15 protein-coding genes are annotated in these 16,079 nt (G+C 69.2%); 13 read left to right on the top strand and 2 right to left on the bottom strand.

Going from position 1 to position 16,079, the window contains the following annotated elements; translation table 11 throughout:
- Nucleotides 1–86: 86 nt before the first annotated feature.
- The 13 genes from DEJ01_RS15940 to DEJ01_RS15880 all read left to right on the top strand — a co-directional run bounded on the left by DEJ01_RS15940 (nucleotide 87) and on the right by DEJ01_RS15880 (nucleotide 14,018).
- The gene (locus DEJ01_RS15940; protein WP_111093555.1) at nucleotides 87–380 is read left to right on the top strand and encodes a hypothetical protein; all 294 of its coding nucleotides are present in this window, start codon (nucleotides 87–89) and stop codon (nucleotides 378–380) included.
- Complete coding sequence (locus DEJ01_RS15935; protein WP_111093554.1) at nucleotides 380–1,663, top strand: putative T7SS-secreted protein; 1,284 nt, start codon at nucleotides 380–382, stop codon at nucleotides 1,661–1,663. Before DEJ01_RS15940 ends, DEJ01_RS15935 begins: the two co-directional genes overlap by 1 nt.
- A 17-nt stretch (nucleotides 1,664–1,680) precedes the next feature.
- Nucleotides 1,681–2,289 (top strand): hypothetical protein, encoded by a 609-nt coding sequence (locus tag DEJ01_RS15930; RefSeq protein WP_146247650.1) that lies wholly within the window; start codon nucleotides 1,681–1,683, stop codon nucleotides 2,287–2,289.
- The gene (locus DEJ01_RS17965; RefSeq protein WP_146247649.1) at nucleotides 2,286–2,759 is read left to right on the top strand and encodes a hypothetical protein; all 474 of its coding nucleotides are present in this window, start codon (nucleotides 2,286–2,288) and stop codon (nucleotides 2,757–2,759) included. Before DEJ01_RS15930 ends, DEJ01_RS17965 begins: the two co-directional genes overlap by 4 nt.
- Complete coding sequence (locus DEJ01_RS15925; protein WP_111093552.1) at nucleotides 2,752–4,221, top strand: hypothetical protein; 1,470 nt, start codon at nucleotides 2,752–2,754, stop codon at nucleotides 4,219–4,221. The genes DEJ01_RS17965 and DEJ01_RS15925 overlap by 8 nt, the downstream gene beginning before the upstream one ends.
- On the top strand, nucleotides 4,218–4,793 hold the full coding sequence (locus tag DEJ01_RS17960) for a hypothetical protein (protein ID WP_146247648.1): 576 nt from the start codon (nucleotides 4,218–4,220) through the stop codon (nucleotides 4,791–4,793). The genes DEJ01_RS15925 and DEJ01_RS17960 overlap by 4 nt, the downstream gene beginning before the upstream one ends.
- Nucleotides 4,790–6,262 (top strand): hypothetical protein, encoded by a 1,473-nt coding sequence (locus DEJ01_RS15915; RefSeq protein ID WP_111093550.1) that lies wholly within the window; start codon nucleotides 4,790–4,792, stop codon nucleotides 6,260–6,262. Before DEJ01_RS17960 ends, DEJ01_RS15915 begins: the two co-directional genes overlap by 4 nt.
- Nucleotides 6,259–6,849 (top strand): hypothetical protein, encoded by a 591-nt coding sequence (locus DEJ01_RS15910; RefSeq protein ID WP_111093549.1) that lies wholly within the window; start codon nucleotides 6,259–6,261, stop codon nucleotides 6,847–6,849. The genes DEJ01_RS15915 and DEJ01_RS15910 overlap by 4 nt, the downstream gene beginning before the upstream one ends.
- Nucleotides 6,846–7,301 (top strand): hypothetical protein, encoded by a 456-nt coding sequence (locus DEJ01_RS15905; protein WP_111093548.1) that lies wholly within the window; start codon nucleotides 6,846–6,848, stop codon nucleotides 7,299–7,301. The genes DEJ01_RS15910 and DEJ01_RS15905 overlap by 4 nt, the downstream gene beginning before the upstream one ends.
- 28 nt (nucleotides 7,302–7,329) lie before the next feature.
- Nucleotides 7,330–7,914, top strand: coding sequence for a hypothetical protein (locus DEJ01_RS15900; protein ID WP_111093547.1), 585 nt, complete (start codon nucleotides 7,330–7,332; stop codon nucleotides 7,912–7,914).
- A gap of 593 nt (nucleotides 7,915–8,507) precedes the next feature.
- On the top strand, nucleotides 8,508–12,878 hold the full coding sequence (locus DEJ01_RS15890) for an FtsK/SpoIIIE domain-containing protein (RefSeq protein ID WP_111093545.1): 4,371 nt from the start codon (nucleotides 8,508–8,510) through the stop codon (nucleotides 12,876–12,878).
- Nucleotides 12,879–12,900: 22 nt separating this feature from the next.
- Nucleotides 12,901–13,311: a hypothetical protein gene (locus DEJ01_RS15885; protein WP_111093544.1), complete on the top strand. Its 411-nt coding sequence runs from the start codon at nucleotides 12,901–12,903 to the stop codon at nucleotides 13,309–13,311.
- Nucleotides 13,312–13,379: 68 nt separating this feature from the next.
- Nucleotides 13,380–14,018: a pyridoxal 5'-phosphate synthase gene (locus DEJ01_RS15880; RefSeq protein ID WP_111024807.1), complete on the top strand. Its 639-nt coding sequence runs from the start codon at nucleotides 13,380–13,382 to the stop codon at nucleotides 14,016–14,018.
- Nucleotides 14,019–14,034: 16 nt separating this feature from the next.
- Here the strand turns inward: DEJ01_RS15880 and DEJ01_RS15875 are convergent, their stop codons facing one another.
- The gene (locus tag DEJ01_RS15875; protein WP_146247647.1) at nucleotides 14,035–14,631 is read right to left on the bottom strand and encodes a hypothetical protein; all 597 of its coding nucleotides are present in this window, start codon (nucleotides 14,629–14,631) and stop codon (nucleotides 14,035–14,037) included.
- 11 nt (nucleotides 14,632–14,642) lie between these two features.
- Nucleotides 14,643–16,079 (bottom strand): IucA/IucC family siderophore biosynthesis protein (locus DEJ01_RS15870; protein WP_309147067.1); only part of this gene is annotated, 1,437 nt, incomplete at its 5' end.

Raw genomic sequence — 16,079 nt, 5'->3', positions numbered from 1 at the left:
GTGGCCGGCGTCTTCGGGCGTCGGCCACCGCTCTCGCTGCTCCGGCAGCACACACTTCGAACGACGACTTGACCAACGGGGGGACCGTGGGCGGCACGCTCAAACTCGATCTCGACATGATCGGCGGCCTGGCAGCTGATCTCTCGCGGCTACACGGCGACTTCGAACACGTCGCCTCGACCGCTGCTGACTACAAGTCCGGAGTCGGCTCGTCGACCATCGTCAGTGCGATCGACGAGTTCGCCAGCAACTGGGACATCCGCCGGGGGCGGCTCCAGGAGTCGATCAAGGCGGTCGCCGAGATGGCTGAGAGCGCACACGACGGTTTCACGCAGACCGAGGTCGAACTCGCCAACAAGATCCTCCGGAAGGACAGCTGATGGCGCGTCCCACCGACTGGAGCGCCGTCGACCTGCCGATCGACCCGGTGCCCGGCGATCCCACGGAGATCCGCCAGTCCGCATCGGGCGCTCGTTCGATCGAACGAGCCATCACCGAGCAGGTCAACCGCCTCAATTCCCTCAAGGACGGCGAGGGTTGGGAGAGCGAGTCGGGTACCAAGTTCCGCGACTCGGCCGGTGACCTCGCCGGCGCCATCGAGAAGGCGAAGGGTCGCTACACCCAACTCGCCGCGGCGCTCGACGACTGGGCGAACGGGCTCGAGGGCATCCAGCAGGAAGCCGATGCTGCCCTCGCCCGTGCGCAAGAGGCTCAGGACGCGCACCGAGCCGCCGCCGGCCAGACCCTGACCGCCGCGCCGGACACGCCGGAGCACCAGGACCAGGTCGACGCGCAGGACCGGGCGGTGGACGCTGCGCAGAGCGACATCGACGCGGCGAAGGCGATCATCTTCCGTCTCGCGGGGCGGTTTGGCGAGGAAGGCGAGTACGGGGACCTCGCTAGCCGGGTCGCCGATCGCATCCGTTCCGGCGCGGACGACGGGCTGAAGGACGGCTGGTTCGACCACGTGAAGCAGGCGATCCACGATGCGCGAGGGGTGCTCAACGTCATCAAGGACGCGCTCGACGCCGTCGGGTCGGTGCTCCTCGTCGTGACGGTCATCGCAGCGATCTTCTTCCCCGCCGCCCTCCCGGTGATCGCTCTCATCGGGCTCGCCGTGGCGGGTGCGAAGCTGTTGATCACGGCGACGCAGTCGATGGCTGGCGACGCGACAGCAAAGGACGTCGGCGACGATGCCATCGGGTTCGCCCTGGCGGCAGTCGGTTTCGGAGCCGCCAAGTACGCGGGCTCTGCCATGGGCATGCTCCGCGGAGCAGTCGGTGAGACGCGAGCCGCGTCGGCCGCAGCAGCGGCGCGGACCGCGAACGCCGGTGTCGGCGGGGAGATGAGCGCCTTCCTCCGGGGAGCAGGCGAGGGCGTCCGTGAGGCTGAAGCCGTCGGCCGGAAGCCCCTCACGGCGCTGCTGGACACGTACGTGGCCGGAGGGCTCATGGAGACCACACAGGTCTTGAAGCTCGCTCCCGACTCCGCGCTCGCACGAGAGGCCGCAACCCGCGCAGCGCTGGCGAACGGAGTCGTGGCTGGCTCCGGTCTCCCCGGCCTGCCCGATCTGCCCAAGCCGGTGGAGACGGTCATCACCGCCGCCACCGACTGGAACGGGTACTGGAAGACGAAGAGCGAAATCCACGTCGGGTCGCTGTGACGCAGTACCGTCTCCTCTTGCCCGACGGGTGGTACCGGTACCCGATCGACGGCGACCCACGGCGCGCTTCGCGCACCTTCGCTGACCGCCATCTCGTCTTGCTTGGTGGTGATGACCCGACCGCAGTCGAGGCTCGGCGTCGCGCGCGCGACGACATCGGGTCAGCTTTCACGACGATGTCAGACGCTGGTACAACCGACCTCTACTTCTTCGACGGCCAGTTCGGCGGAGTGCCGATGAACATGCTGTTCACGGTCGGTGTCGCGTACCTCGGACCCGCCATCGCCGAACTCGATCTCGGCGATGTCGCTCCGGTGCTCGGAGCATCGACGACGACCACGGAGTTGCCTACGGGGCTGGCGCTTCGTGCCCTGTCGCACGGAGAGATCGGCGCAGAACGACTGCCACCGCGGATCCCCACCAATGTGGCAGCAGCGTTCCTGGCCGGTTCAGAAGCGAGCGGGCCTGCGAGGACGACCCGTGTCGATTACCTCCTGCCGGTCCCGCACGAGCCCGGCTCCTTCGCATTGATCTCGTTCCAGTGCGCTGGTGCCCCCTTCACGGACGAGCGCGTCGTGCACTTCGACATCCTCATGACCGGCTTCGAGTGGGAGCGGCCGCGGTGAAGGTCACCTGGCCATCGAACGACGCCCTCCTTCCGCTCGGCTTGGACGATCACCGTCACGATCCCTCGAGCGCGCCGACGCTCATCAGGCTGCTCAACGAGACGGACGCAGCAGCCGCCTGGACGGTTGTGGATGATGCGCGCCCCCTCGGCTGGCTCGCTGCACGAACGACCCCGCTTGCCGGTCGTCCCGCCGGAGTCGTGCGAGCCGAGCTTCGTGTGCCCGATCCGATCGGCACGATCGACGAGTCGATGATCACCACGACCAGCGGCCGCGCTCTGCGGCTGGTCCAACGTCTTGCCGTGGAGCGACCAGAAGGACCAGCGCTCGTGGCAGTCCAAGCATCGTGGTCATGGGTGGTGCGCGACGAACTCCTGGTGCTCTCATCGAGCAGCGTCCACCCCGCACTCGCCGAGCGCTTGATCGTGCGGATCGACGCGCTCGCTGCGAAGATCGTCATCGATGCCTGAGATCCTTGCTCGTGCTGCCGCCTGGAGCGACCGCATCGCCGCCTCGACCGCCGCGACCAGCGTCACACTCGACGACCACGACCGGATCGTGCTGACGCACCGCAGTGGTGAACGGATCGTGACGGATCGCGTCGTACGCGCCTGGTTCCTGGACGGGGCCGTGCTCCCGCCTCGTGTTGCTCGGACAGCCAACAACGGCGCTGTGCTGCTCGAGGACGTGAGCGGCTGGCTCTTCCTCATCCCGATCGACGTTTGGTGGATGTCGCCGGTCTCGGTCGCACCGGCGGACGTCGCGCTCCGTTCGAGCGGTTTCCAGACGCTGCTCGACCGTTTCGGCACCGTTGCGCCGCCCCCGGGCAACTTCGCCTCCGCCGACGTCCTGATCACGACGGACGAACGACGCCGCACGAGGGGGCAGAACCTGCTCATCATCGTCATCCTGATCGGCCTGAGCGCCTTCCTGTCAGATGTGTTCGGCCCGATCGTGACCGCAGTGCCCGCTGATGTCTTCGGATGGATCGCAGCCGGTGCGGCTGCTGCGAACGCGATCGCGGTGTTCGCTCTCGCGGTGGCTCGGAAGCATCGGCCGGCGTTGTCGAGCGGACCGAAGCTGCGGCCCGTTGACGGCCCCTCTTGGTTCCGCGACTCGGCGTTCATCGGAACCGACGATCAAGGGTTGGTCCTCACCGATGGGCAGGGCGTCACCCAGCGACTGGCGACGGCGGATCGTCAGCTCGGTCAAGACGCAGTCGTCCGGGCGGTGTTCGTCCACGACGAAAGTCCACGAGTCCTGCTGATCGACGGGACGAACACCGTGCGCGCGCAGCTCCCGCTGCGTCTGTGGGCACCATCACCGGATGCCGTCCTCGTCCTCGCAGAACTCCTGCAGGGACTCGGCGTGATCACGGACACATCCGAGGATCTGCGCAATCAGCCCGCGATCGCCCTCGACGAGATGCGCAACAGCCGCATCGGGCCGTCGTCGCTGATGCTGCCCAACGCTGTCGGTGCGGTGCCCGCCTACCCGTTCCTCGCGTCGTCTGCCTTCACGACGGTCGTGCTCGCGGGAGCCCGCTCCGCGAATCCGGGTGCGGCTGCAACGTTCGTCACCGCCCTGTTCGCGGCCATCGCGGTGACCGTGGTCACGGCGGTCTTCGTCGTCGAGTCGAGTTCGCGGCTCCCCGTTGCGCCCATCCGCCCAGAACAGCACGGGCGACCCGACCGCCCCATGGCCACTCGGCGTCACCTCATCACGGCGGGAGTGCCGCTCATCGGGACAGCGGTCGCAATCTGGTACCTCTTGCAGGGCAATGTGTTCCCGGCATTCAGCATCCTGTTCCTGGTCCTCGCCGTCCCGTTCATTTCGTGGCTCTCGTTCCGTCGGCGTCGAGCCGAGCGAGGAAGAGTCCCGGCAGGGCTCGGACGTTGGTTCGTGATCGGAGCCCCGAGAGGAGACGAATGACCCGCCTACTGTGGAATTACAACCGCGCCTGGACGCTGCTCGATGAGGACGGGGACCCGGACCAAGTGACCGATGCGGCGGTGGAGCAGGCTCTCGCCCAGGCAAAGCACCGGCCGAAACGCCGGGAACGCACGACGCTCCGCTCGGTGATGCGCGAAGTCGTTGCCTTTCAAGCGGCGGCGAAAGCGGAGAGCTGCTTCGTGCTCTCGACGACGTCGCCGGAGGTCCGTGTCATCGGCTACGCAGTGGTGCACAGCATCGCCGGCATCGACCGAGCGGACACCTTCGTCGAGGACGCTCGTGCACCGCGTCCGTCCGGCATCGGCGACGCCGGCGTCACGATGCTCGATCTGCCCGTCGGCCGAGCAACGCTCGTGGAGATGCGGGAACGGACCTCCGGTAGGCGAGCGCAGTCGGTGAAACTCGTCGTTCGGGCCATCGTCCCGATCGTCGAAGATGCGAACGACATGACTGTCGTCGTCTCCTTCTTCGTCCCCGACGAGAACGACAGCACCCTCGCGCGGCCCATGCTCGACGAGCTCCTCCGCGACATGCGCGTCGACTGGCGATGACCGTCATCGAGGCCGCAGAGCTGGTCGCGCATGCGGCCATCCTGAGCGACCGACTTGCCGCACAGGGACAGTTCGAAGCCCTCGCTCTCGTAGCGGGCCGTCTGCACGGCGTGCGGGCGAAGGACGACATCGCCCTCACCGGGCGGATCACCGCTGCTTGGGCGGTCGATTGGTCAGATGTTCCGCGCTCGGTCGTCGCGAGACCGGGGAACGGAGCCGTCGCGATCCGTGACGAACACGGGCGAGAGTTCGTCCTGCCGATCGATGACTGGTGGATGAGTCCCCCGACACCGACGCAGTTGGTCACGGCACTCGACTCCAGCGGTCTCGCGCTGCTCATCCGGCGCTACGGGGCCTCGACGGTGCTCAGTGATGCAATACGACCGACAGTGATCGTGCCACGGCTTCCGTCCCTGTTCACCCGAGCGGAGATCATCGCTCGTGTTGCGCTCCTCGGTGGTGGTTCACTCATCCCGATCTCCGCGATCGCTGCGGTCGTCGTGGCCTTGGCAGGGCATGGACTCCCCTTCGAGTTGTGGTGCCTCCCACCGATCGCGGCATCGCTTGCCGTCCTCGTCGCTGCCGTCCAGGTCATGGCCGGTAGACGGCACGTCCGGCAGGAACCGTCGAACGCGATCCGTCCACACGGTCCGTCCTGGTTCACGGAGGCGGCCTCGTTCGCGATCGACAGTGGACACCGATTGCTGCTCACCGACGGTCAGGGGCTGTGGCGCAGGTTGGAGACGCCGTCGTCCACGCTCTTTCCGATGGCCGTGAGCCGTGTGGTGTTCACAGTCGGTGACCATCACGCTGCGTTGCTCGTTGACGGCACCGGTACGGTGCGAGCAGAACTCCACGCCGCCACCTGGTACCCCTCCGGACCCGACGAGCTCGAGAAGTTCTGCAACGCGCTCGGCATCGTCACGTCCCATCAGGCCGACATCCGGTCCTCCCCGGGACAGCGCCTCGACACACACTCGAACCTGGACACCGCAAAGGAGTCCCTGTCGTCGTTCAACCAGCTCGGAGTGCCACGGGTGACGCCGGTGCTCTTCGGCACGTTCCTGCCGGTCTCGGCCGCGGTCATGCCGTTCGCAGCGGGAGCGCCCTGGGCTGGCGCCCTCTGTCTCACCGCCGCCGCGACGAACCTCGTGCTCAGCTTTTGGCTGGGCTGGCACGAGACCTCCGTGCGCGTCGGAGATCCGACGAAGCAGGCAGCGGACTTGCGGAAGCGGATGAGCGCACGGTCAGCGACGCTGGCAACCGTCCCGATCGCCGGCCTGCTGACCATGATCTGGACCATCCCGGCCGGGAGCTGGGGCCTCGTCGGCGCAGCCGTCTTGGTCGCTGTGGCATTCCCTGCCCTGTCCTGGGTCGCCTACCGGCGCAGAGCCTTGATCAGCGAGCACGGTGCGCTCCCGATGGCCGCGTGGTGGGCCAGCGGCGCGCCGAGAGGAGACGAACCGTGAAGACGCTGTGCTTCCAGCCGATCGACGCCTGGACGTTCATCGATCCCGGAGTACCGGACGAGGTCGGGGCAGCGGCGGCAACTCGTGCGGCGAGCTTCGCGGAACGACCGATCTCATCGAAGGATCACGCTCGCCTCGTGCGCGAGTTCGGCGATCTTGCTCGGTACCGTGACACGTTCGCAACGACGGACTTCGCAGTCCTAACCACCAGCACGCCCAGTGTGATGGTCATCGCCTACACGTCGGTGCACTACTTCGACGGTGACGGAGCGGAACAGTTCGTCGTCGACGACGCGTGGGAGGAACGTCGGAACGGAGGTGTCGTCGCCGACCCGGACATCAGCCGGACGGAGACTCCCCTGGGCACAGCGACTCGGATCGCGCTCCGTCATGCGCCCGAACGGGCTGGGTTCCTCCGGGGTCGAACACGCAAGACCTCGGTTCGCTGGGTCCAACCGTTCTCCGACGACGTCCGGTCCAGCTCGGCCATCCTCACCTCGATCATCCCGCACGAGTCCAACGTCGATATCGCGCTTCCGCACGTCGACCGCCTCGCGTTGGGCCTCCGACTCCGGGATGCGTCGTGACGGGCGCCCCGGACTCGATGCCGGGCGCGGTGCTCGACCTCGATGGCCTCGCTGGAGCAGTCTGGCTCATCGTCCCGCTGCCCGAGGAGGTCCGCGGCAAGCCGAAGCGCTGGGCGAACTCGACCACCTACCGCCTCTTCCCCGGGTACGTCCGTCCGTTCAAGTCCGTCGACGTGATCATGACCGCGGGGACGCTCCAGAACTCCTGCGAGATGAGTACGCCCGGCCTTCGGTTCGGGTTCTTCCCCCCGCAGATCACTTCCCCGATGAACACGACGACCGTCTTCGTCACCACGACGGACGGAACGCTGGTCGGTCCAGGGCCCCCCGGTCGAAAGCCTCCGGGCGGGCACCGCCACGGCGTGGGAGGGGACGGCGGAGACCTGGCCGCCCAGTCCCGTCGTGGAGTGACGAGCATCGGGCGCTGGCTCGCAACGGGATGCAGGAATTGACCGGACAGCCGAGAAGGGAGAACTCCTGATGGGACTCGAATTCGATTACGTCAACGCCTGGACGAGGTTCATCGAGGGCGACCCGGCCACCGCCGGGCGCGCCGCAACAGCGAACGTGATCAGCCACATCCACCGGCCTGTTCCGAAGCGTGTCGCAGGATCGCTCGAGTCGGCGATGACTGAACTGGCACGACTGCGGAACGACGTCGATGCCCACGACTTCTTCGTCCTGACGACCGACGCCCCGACCATCGAGATACTCGCCTACACGGTCATCCAGTACTTCCCAGGACTCGATGCTGCAGCCCAGGCGGTCGACGACGTACTCCTCCCGCTCGCCGAACGGACAGCCGATGCCGATGTGTCCACCGTCACGACGGCACTCGGTCCCGCCACGAGGATCCTCGACCGGACGGAGACACCGGCTCGCTCACTCCTGCGCCGCGCGGTTCCGTCCACGACGATCCGATGGGTGCAGCCCATCGGACAGCTGCCCGATCCGCTGACCGCCGTCCTGACCACGTTCATCCCGAAGCGGGCTGACGAGTCGTTCGCTGCGCCCTTGGTCGACCAGTTCGCCCTCGGGCTGGTGCTCACTCCAGATGCCGAGTGAGAACGACCACGACCACCGACCCGCGAAGGAAGCGATGACACGACGGCTCCCCCGCACACCCGGACGCCGCTGGGCCGCATTCGCCCGCGACACGGTGATCGTGCTGGCCATCGGTGTCGGCGTCTCCTTCCTCCCAGGTGGCAAGTACGACACGGGTCCCTGGGACGGACCGACCGCGTGGCTCATCCGGTACGTCGTGTGGGCATTCGCGTTGGTCGTCGGCGTCGTCATCGGAAGTCGTCACCTGAAGGCATCCCGTCCATCGAGGGGCGGACGATGACGACGCCCGCTGGCGGCGGCGCACCGCCCCGCGCACGTGCAGCGCACGACCTGGCCGTTCGTGTCCGACGCATCCACGGCGCGACGTGACCGATGGGGACTGCACTGAGCCCGCGTCGAGGTGAACCGACCCGCTCCCCCACACCGCGCCTCCAGGCCGAGCGCCCATCCACAATCCGGACGCAACACGACCTGCCCGACCGGGGAACCTGCGAGAATCAGGCCATGAGCGGCAGCATGACGCTGCGGGGGGCCTCGTCCGACCACCGCGCTGCGACCACGACGACCACGATCTCCGGTGCGGGGCGCCACACGTGCGCCTGACGTTCACCGCGAGCCACCTTCCGTCGAGCGCCTCCGCCGACTTCGTGGTGGAGTGCGACGAGGACACCCTGCTCGGCGAGATCGTCGAGATCGTCGCCAAGCGGCTCGGGCAAGGGGCCACGTCGATCGTCGACGTCGCGGTCGACTCCGTCCCGACCACCCCGCACGCACGCATCGGTGACGGTGTGCTGCTCGAGGGCGCTCGGCTGACGTTCGGGGCCCCGGCTCCGGTCCTGCCCCTGCCCGGTGACCTGCCGAGCGTGCGGATCGTCGGCGGACCGGGTGCCGGCACCGTGGTGGTGCTCGATGCGGGCATCGCCCACGTCGGTTCGGCGCCCGACGCGACGGTGCCCCTGCCGGACCGGAGCGCACCGGAGTACGCCGCGATCCTGCGGCTCGACCTCAACCGTCGGTTCACGATCACGCCGACCGAAGGATCCACGGTGCTGGTGGACCGCACCGAGGTCGACGACGAGACCCCGGTCGAGCCGGGCAGCATCGTCACGATCGGCGACACCCTGCTGTCGGTCGCGGTGCCGGACGCCGACCGAGCGGCGATCACCCTGACCGCCGGTGGCGGCTCGCTCGACTACACCCGGCCGCCGCGGCTCCTGCCCGAGGACCACCCGTCCGTGTTCAAGCTGCCAGCCGTGCCGGCGCAGCAGTCACGTCGGTCCATTCCGATCATCGCGGCGCTCGCGCCGCTCGGCATGGCCGCCGTGATGATCTCGATCTTCCACAACGTCGCGTACCTCGCGTTCGGTCTGATGTCGCCGATCATCATGTTCGGCAACGCCTGGTGGGACCGTCGGAACGGCAAGAAGACCCACAAGCAGCGCGTTGCCGAGTACGAAGAGACCAAGAAGGCGGTCGAGGCCGACGCCCTGGAGGCAGTGGTCCGGTACCAGCGCGAGCTGCGGACGAGCGCACCAGACCCCGCGACCGTCCTCGACGTCGCGTTGCGGCGTCGCGCTCGCCTGTGGGAGCGCCGCCGGACCGATCCCGACTACCTGACGCTCCGCGTCGGGACCGCTGACGTCCCGTCCGGCGTCGTGCTCGAGGACCCGTCGGCGCTCGAGCACCGTCGCGCGGTCGACAAGCTGGCAGAGGACGTGCCGGTGATCGTCGACCTCGGCGTGCAGGGCGTCGTCGGCGTCGCTGGCCGAGACGAGCACACGCGGCACCTGACGTCGTGGTTCGTGGCGCAACTCGCGGTGCTCCAGAGTCCGCGTGACACGCAGTTCGTCGTGCTGACGGACGCCCGATCGGCCGATGAGTGGGCGTGGTTGCGGTGGATCCCGCAGGCCCGGCCGGGCTTCGGACAGGACGCCGTGATCGCGATCGGCAACGACGCCGAGACGCTCGGCGCCCGGGTTGCCGAAGTCGGTCAGCTGATCGACGCGCGACAGCGGGCGATGCGTGAGTCGAACATGCGCGGGATCCCCGGTCCGGACATCGTCGTCGTGCTCGACGGCGCCCGGCGGCTCCGAGCGCTGCCCGGTCTGATCCGCATCCTCAAGGAAGGGCCGGCTGTCGGCGTCCGAGCGATCTGCATCGAGGAAGAGGCACGGCTGCTGCCCGAGGAGTGCTCCGTCGTCGTCACCGTCGGGCCGGAACGCATCCGGGTCGCCGCGCAGCGCCAGGCGACGGTCACCGACGTGCGGCCCGACCGGATCCCGGACGGCTGGTTCGAGACGGTCGCCCGAGCGGTGGCGCCGATGGTCGACGCCGATGACGAGAGCGACGGCGGCGGACTGCCCACGTCGTCGCGGTTGCTCGACGTCATGCTGCTCGAACCGCCGACGGCCCGGGCGATCACCGGGAAGTGGTCCGTGCGCCCACGCACCACCGAGGTCGTCGTGGGCGAGAGCCTCGACGGACCGTTCGCGTTCGACCTGCGGAAGGACGGCCCCCACGGCCTCGTCGCCGGCACGACGGGTTCGGGCAAGTCCGAGCTCCTGCAGACGATCGTCGCGTCGCTCGCGGCGACCAACACTCCAGAGGGCATGAACTTCGTTCTCATCGACTACAAGGGCGGGGCTGCCTTCCGCGACTTCGCGCCGCTGCCGCACACCGTCGGCATGGTGACCGACCTCGACACGCACCTGGTGGAGCGAGCGCTCGAGTCCCTGGGTGCCGAACTCCGTCGTCGTGAGCACCTGTTGGCCGATGCGGCAGCGAAGGACATCGAGGACTACCTCGACCGCCTCGGTCGTGGTGAACCGCTGCCGCCGATGCCGCGGCTGCTCATCGTCATCGACGAGTTCGCGAGCCTGGTGCGGGAGCTGCCCGACTTCGTGACCGGCCTGGTGAACATCGCCCAGCGCGGTCGATCCCTCGGCATCCACCTGATCCTCGCCACGCAGCGTCCGACCGGTGTCGTCTCGAACGACATCCGCGCGAACACGAACCTGCGGATCGCACTGCGGGTCACCGACTCGAGCGAGAGCACCGACGTGATCGACGCCGGCGACGCGGCCCAGATCCAGAAGAGCACCCCCGGCCGCGGGTACATCCGTCTGGGCGCCGGGGCGCTGCTGCCGTTCCAGTCGGGTCGCGTCGGTGGCCGTCGCCCCGGACAGTCGACCCAGCGCAAGCAGGTCTGGGCAGGTGCGGTCTCGTGGTCGGCGCTCGGTACCGCACCGCCCGCACCACCGAAGTCCGAGGTGCAGCACACCGACGAGCGAACCGACCTGCAGGAGCTCGTCGGCGCCGTGACCGAGGCCGCGGTGGAGCTCGGCGGTCCGGCTCCGTACCGTCCCTGGCTCGATGCCCTGCCGGAGACGCTGCTCTTCACTGACCTCAACGACCGCGCGTGGGAACTCGACGACAGCACCGCCACGGATGCACGGGTGGGTCCGCTGCCGTTCGCGCTGCAGGACTTCCCCGGTGAGCAGGCGCAGCGTGTGCGCAGCCTCGACCTCGACTCCGACGGGCACCTCTACGTCGTGGGTGCCCCGCGGAGCGGCCGGTCGCAGGTGCTCCGGACCCTCGCGGCAGCCATCGCCCGGAACACCTCGGCGGCCGACGTCCACGTGTACGCGCTCGACTGCGGCAACGGCGCGCTGCTGCCGATCCAGGCGCTCCCGCACGCCGGCGCCGTCGTCCAGCGTGTCCAGACCGAACGAGCGCAGCGGCTGCTGACCAAGCTGGCCCAGGAGCTCGCCCGGCGCCAGCAGGTGCTGGCTGACGGCGGTTTCGCCAGCATCGTCGAGCAGCGTGCCGCGGCCGTCGTGCCGGCGGAACGTCTGCCGCACATCGTCTTCATGCTCGACCGCTGGGAGGGCTTCGTCGGCTCACTCGGCGAGCTCGACCACGGCGCTCCGACCGACCAGGTGATGACGTTGCTCCGCGAAGGCGCCAGCGTCGGCATCCACCTGGTCGTCACCGGAGACCGACAGCTGCTCTCAAGTCGGATGGCCACCCTGGTGGAGGACAAGCTCGTCCTCCGGCTGTCGGACCGGGGCGACTACGGGCTGGCGTCGCTCAACCCGCGGAAGCTGCCGGAGCAGGTCCCCGACGGACGCGCGTTCGCCTCCGAGTCCGCGACGGAGACACAGATCGCGCTGCTCGCCGCAGCCGGCACCGGGCAGTCGCAGGCCGCCGCCATCACGGCCCTCGCCACCTTCGCGACGGAACGCGACCGGGCCGTCGAACGCAGCCGACGTCCCTTCCGCGTCGACCAGCTGTCCGGCCCGGTGCCGTTCGAGCGGGCATGGGAGATGCGCGATGACGACGCCGGCCTGTTCGGTCTGGTCGGCATCGGCGGAGACGACCTCACCGCGATCGGGCCTGACCTGGCCGCGGCCGGTTCGTTCGTCGTCGGTGGACCCGCGAAGTCCGGACGCAGCGCCGTCCTGCTCTCGATGACCCGTTCGGTCCTGCGCGAGGGTGGCGAGGTCGTGCTCGTGACCCCGCGGCAGTCCCCGCTCCGTGCGCTGGCCGCGGAACCGGGTGTCCTGGCGGCACACGAGGGTGCCGATCTGACCGAGGACGACCTCGCACCCCTGTTCGACGGGCAGCCCGGTCGACGCGTCCTGGTGATCGACGACGCCGAGCTCGTCAAGGACGCCCCGGCGAAGAGCTGGCTGCAGGGGTTCGTCAAGCGTGCGGCCGACAACGGTCAGGCGATCGTCGCAGCCGGACTGACCGCCGAGTTCGGTGTCGGGTTCACCGGCTGGCAGGTCGACATGAAGCGCAACCGCTCGGGAGCGCTGCTGAGCCCCCAGGCGATCACCGAGGGCGACCTGCTCGGCATGCGTCTGCCGCGGAGCAGCATCGTCGAGCGCGTCCAGGTCGGTTCCGCGATCGTGCACCTCGGCAACGGTGAGCTCGTGTCGGTGCAGGTCCCGACGCCGTGACACGTCGACACGGCAAACGGCGATGACGACGTACGACCGGATCGCGTACCGGAACGGCACGAGCGCGCCGGCGACCGTGATCGTCGAGATGGACCTGACGAACCCCGATCATCAGGTGCGCTACACCGTGACCGTGTTGCTGCTGGGCGCAGAGCACACGGCCACGGCGTACGACGCCTTCGAGGCACTGAGCCTGGTGCGCGAGGCGCTCGACGACGAGGGCTGGCTCCTGGGCGTGCAGGGGGCGCGCGTCGACGTGTGGCCGAGTGGGATGGCGCGACAGCAGGGCGGTGGCATGCGGGCGTACCGACTCCGCCGCGGTCGTCGGCCTCGGTTCAAGGACCTCGTCGATGTGTTCGCCCCGGCCGACGAACACCTCGGCACCGTGCAGGCGCAACGCGCGTTCGTCGAAGCGAAGTTCCCCGACGCCTAACCGGGTGCCGGCGACGACCGTCCGTGACTCCCTGAACACCGAGCCCCCGCGCACGGTTGGGTGGGTACATGTCCTCTGCCCCGCTCTCCGGTGACGACTCCCTGCACCTGCCCGAGTTCGACAACCCGCCAGCGTCTCCGCTCGACCTCGCTCGCGAGTGGCTGTCCGCGGCGAAGGACCGACAGGTCTCCGAGCCGCTCTCGATGACCCTCGCCACGGCCGGTGCCGACGGCCGCGTGTCTGCTCGCACCGTCGACGTGAAGCGGATTGCGACGAACGGACTGGTCTTCGGCACGTCGGAGGACAGCCCGAAGGGCCGGCAGCTCGCCGAGAACCCGCACGCAGCCCTGCAGGCGTACTGGCGCGAGACGATGCAGCAGCTCCGGTTCGAGGGTCACGTCGTCCGGCTGTCGGATGCCGAGTCGGACGCCCTGTTCGCGGACCGCTCCCCGAAGTCACGCGCCGCGACGGCCATCGCCGACCAGTCCGCCGTGCTCGAGCCCCGCACCCTGCAGGACCTGATCGACGACGCGAACGACCTGCTCGACGACTCCGGCGACGACGTCCCCCGACCTGCACGATGGGTTGCCTGGCGTCTCGAGCCCGACATCGTGGAGTTCTGGCACGGTAGCCGTGACCGGATGCACCGACGACTGCAGTACGCACTCGCCGAGGGCGCCTGGACGGCCACACGCCTCCAGCCCTGAGGCCGACGGTCGGCGTTCAGTCCCTGGACCACCACCCCGGCTGAGCGGGTTCGACTCGGACCGTGAACGATCGAGCATCGTTCGATCGTTCCGCGATGACGAAGTGGCTCTCCGCTGGTTCGACGGTACCGATCCGCCACACCGGCCATGAGTGCGGCCCGAGTTTGTGATCGAACCACGGCGCGGGCCCGTTGTCGTCCTCGCGCAACGCGCGCCGGACGCTCTTCGGATCGAGCTCCGGAAATCCCCCGGCGCGCGCTGCCGCGATCATGCGCTCTGCTGCGGCATCGACGGCGGCGGACCGTTCCGCCCGTGGGTTCCGGGTGATCCAGTACGCAGCGAGGTACCCGATCACCACGAGGCCGATCGCCGCAAGGGTCACGACCCACGGTCCAGCGTCGGGATCGACCGTGGGGATGCGATCGATGCCGGAGACCCCGACGATGAACCCCAGGACGCCGAGCACCCATCCGATGCCCGCGACGCGTTCGGCACGTTGCGACGCTCGAGCGAGGACGCAGCGTGCCTCGGCGACGTCCTCGATCGCAACCGAGATCGCCCCCACACCCACACCTGCGCCCGCACCGGTCTCCATCGGACCAGTCTCGCTCACGCGGCGTGCCCCTACCGGCCGATCGGGTTCGCCATCGCCCCCGCCCGGATCAGCGACGCCGACTGGTCCGCCAGGTCGACCATCGACAGGGTGTTCCGCAGCTGCAACCGGTTCAGGCACGAGTGCTCGAACGTCGGCACCCGCAGGTCCAGGGGACGACGGCGGTCCGGGTGCGCGGCGGCGTGGGCGTCGATGCACTCCCCCACGACCTGCCAGAAGCGGGACTCCGGCAGCACCGCGTCGTCGTCGAGGATCGCGGCGACGAACCGGAGCACCCCGTCGAACACGTCGGTGAACACCGCGAGCGCGGCCTCGTCATCGGACACCGGGTGCACGATCCGGTCGATGTCGGCGGGTACGGGGCGGTCGTCGTGCCGACCGAGCACCGCGGCCTCCTCGCCGATGTCCTTCATCACGGCGCGGACCACGACGCCGTCGCGCACGACGAGCACCAGGTTCTCGCCGTGCGGCATGAACACCAGGTCGTGCACGGTCAGGCAGTGCACGACGGGCAGCAGGTAGGCGTCGAGCCAGCGCCGGACCCAGACGTCGGCGGGCAGACCGGATACCTCGATCAGCGCCGAGACCACAGCGTTCCCCGCGGCGTCCCGGTGCAGCAGCGCCGCCATCGTCAGAAATCGCTCGCCGTCCGCCACCCGCGGCAGAGGACTCTCCCGCCACAGGGCCGCGAGCATCTTGCGCTGCGGCGAGGACACGTCGACCCGGTGGTAGGCGTCGCCCGTGTAGCCGATGGCGGCGTGCTCCCGGAGCACCGAGAACCCGGCGGCGGCGAGCGTGGGGTCGGCGGAGACGATCGACTCGACCCAGTCGTTCACGGCCGGGGTGTTCCGCATGTAGGCGGGCGACATCCCTCGCAGGAACCCCATGTTCTGCACGGCGAGCGCCGTCTTCACGTACGAGCGTGCCGGCTCGGTGCGGTTGAACGCGGTCCGGATGGACTGCTGCGGCTGGTACTCGTCGGGTCCCTCGCCCAGGTCGACCAGGTCCTGTCGGCCCAGATCGGGCGCGAAGGTCACGGCGATCCGGTGCTGCCACTGCCACGGGTGCACGGGCAGCCACACGTAGTCGTCGGGGTCGAGCCCGCGACGCTCCAACGTGGCACGGAACCCGGCCACGACCGCCGCCGACAGCTCCGACTCCCAGTGCGCCTGCTCGGTCCGGTCCGCGGCGAGCGCCAGGTGCGTGTGCTCGCGTCGGGCGGCGAGCCACCGGTACCGGAACCGGCCGCCGGACTCGGGCGCGAACGCCCGGTACTCGTCGAGCCCGAACCCGATCCGGCCGTTGGCGGCGACGAACGCCGGGTGCCCCTCGGTCATCGCCGCCTCGACGTCCTGGAACGACGCAACGACGTCCTCCACGGACTCGGCCGAACCGGCCGCCTCGGACGACCCGGACGCCCCGGCGGACCCGAACGCCCCGGCCCCGCC

The organism is Curtobacterium sp. MCLR17_040, from assembly GCF_003234735.1.
Taxonomy (GTDB): domain Bacteria; phylum Actinomycetota; class Actinomycetes; order Actinomycetales; family Microbacteriaceae; genus Curtobacterium; species Curtobacterium flaccumfaciens.
The sequence above is the reverse complement of the archived record's forward strand: the minus strand, read 5'-3'. Positions and strand labels throughout refer to the sequence as shown.

Bases quoted from the DNA above. Each gene is read 5' to 3' on its own strand.
- DEJ01_RS15935 (WP_111093554.1), top strand. From the start codon at position 380: ATGGCGCGTCCCACCGACTGGAGCGCCGTCGACCTGCCGATCGACCCG.
- DEJ01_RS15915 (WP_111093550.1), top strand. From the start codon at position 4,790: ATGACCGTCATCGAGGCCGCAGAGCTGGTCGCGCATGCGGCCATCCTG.
- DEJ01_RS15925 (WP_111093552.1), top strand. From the start codon at position 2,752: ATGCCTGAGATCCTTGCTCGTGCTGCCGCCTGGAGCGACCGCATCGCC.
- DEJ01_RS15880 (WP_111024807.1), top strand. From the start codon at position 13,380: ATGTCCTCTGCCCCGCTCTCCGGTGACGACTCCCTGCACCTGCCCGAG.
- DEJ01_RS15885 (WP_111093544.1), top strand. From the start codon at position 12,901: ATGACGACGTACGACCGGATCGCGTACCGGAACGGCACGAGCGCGCCG.
- DEJ01_RS15900 (WP_111093547.1), top strand. From the start codon at position 7,330: ATGGGACTCGAATTCGATTACGTCAACGCCTGGACGAGGTTCATCGAG.
- DEJ01_RS17960 (WP_146247648.1), top strand. From the start codon at position 4,218: ATGACCCGCCTACTGTGGAATTACAACCGCGCCTGGACGCTGCTCGAT.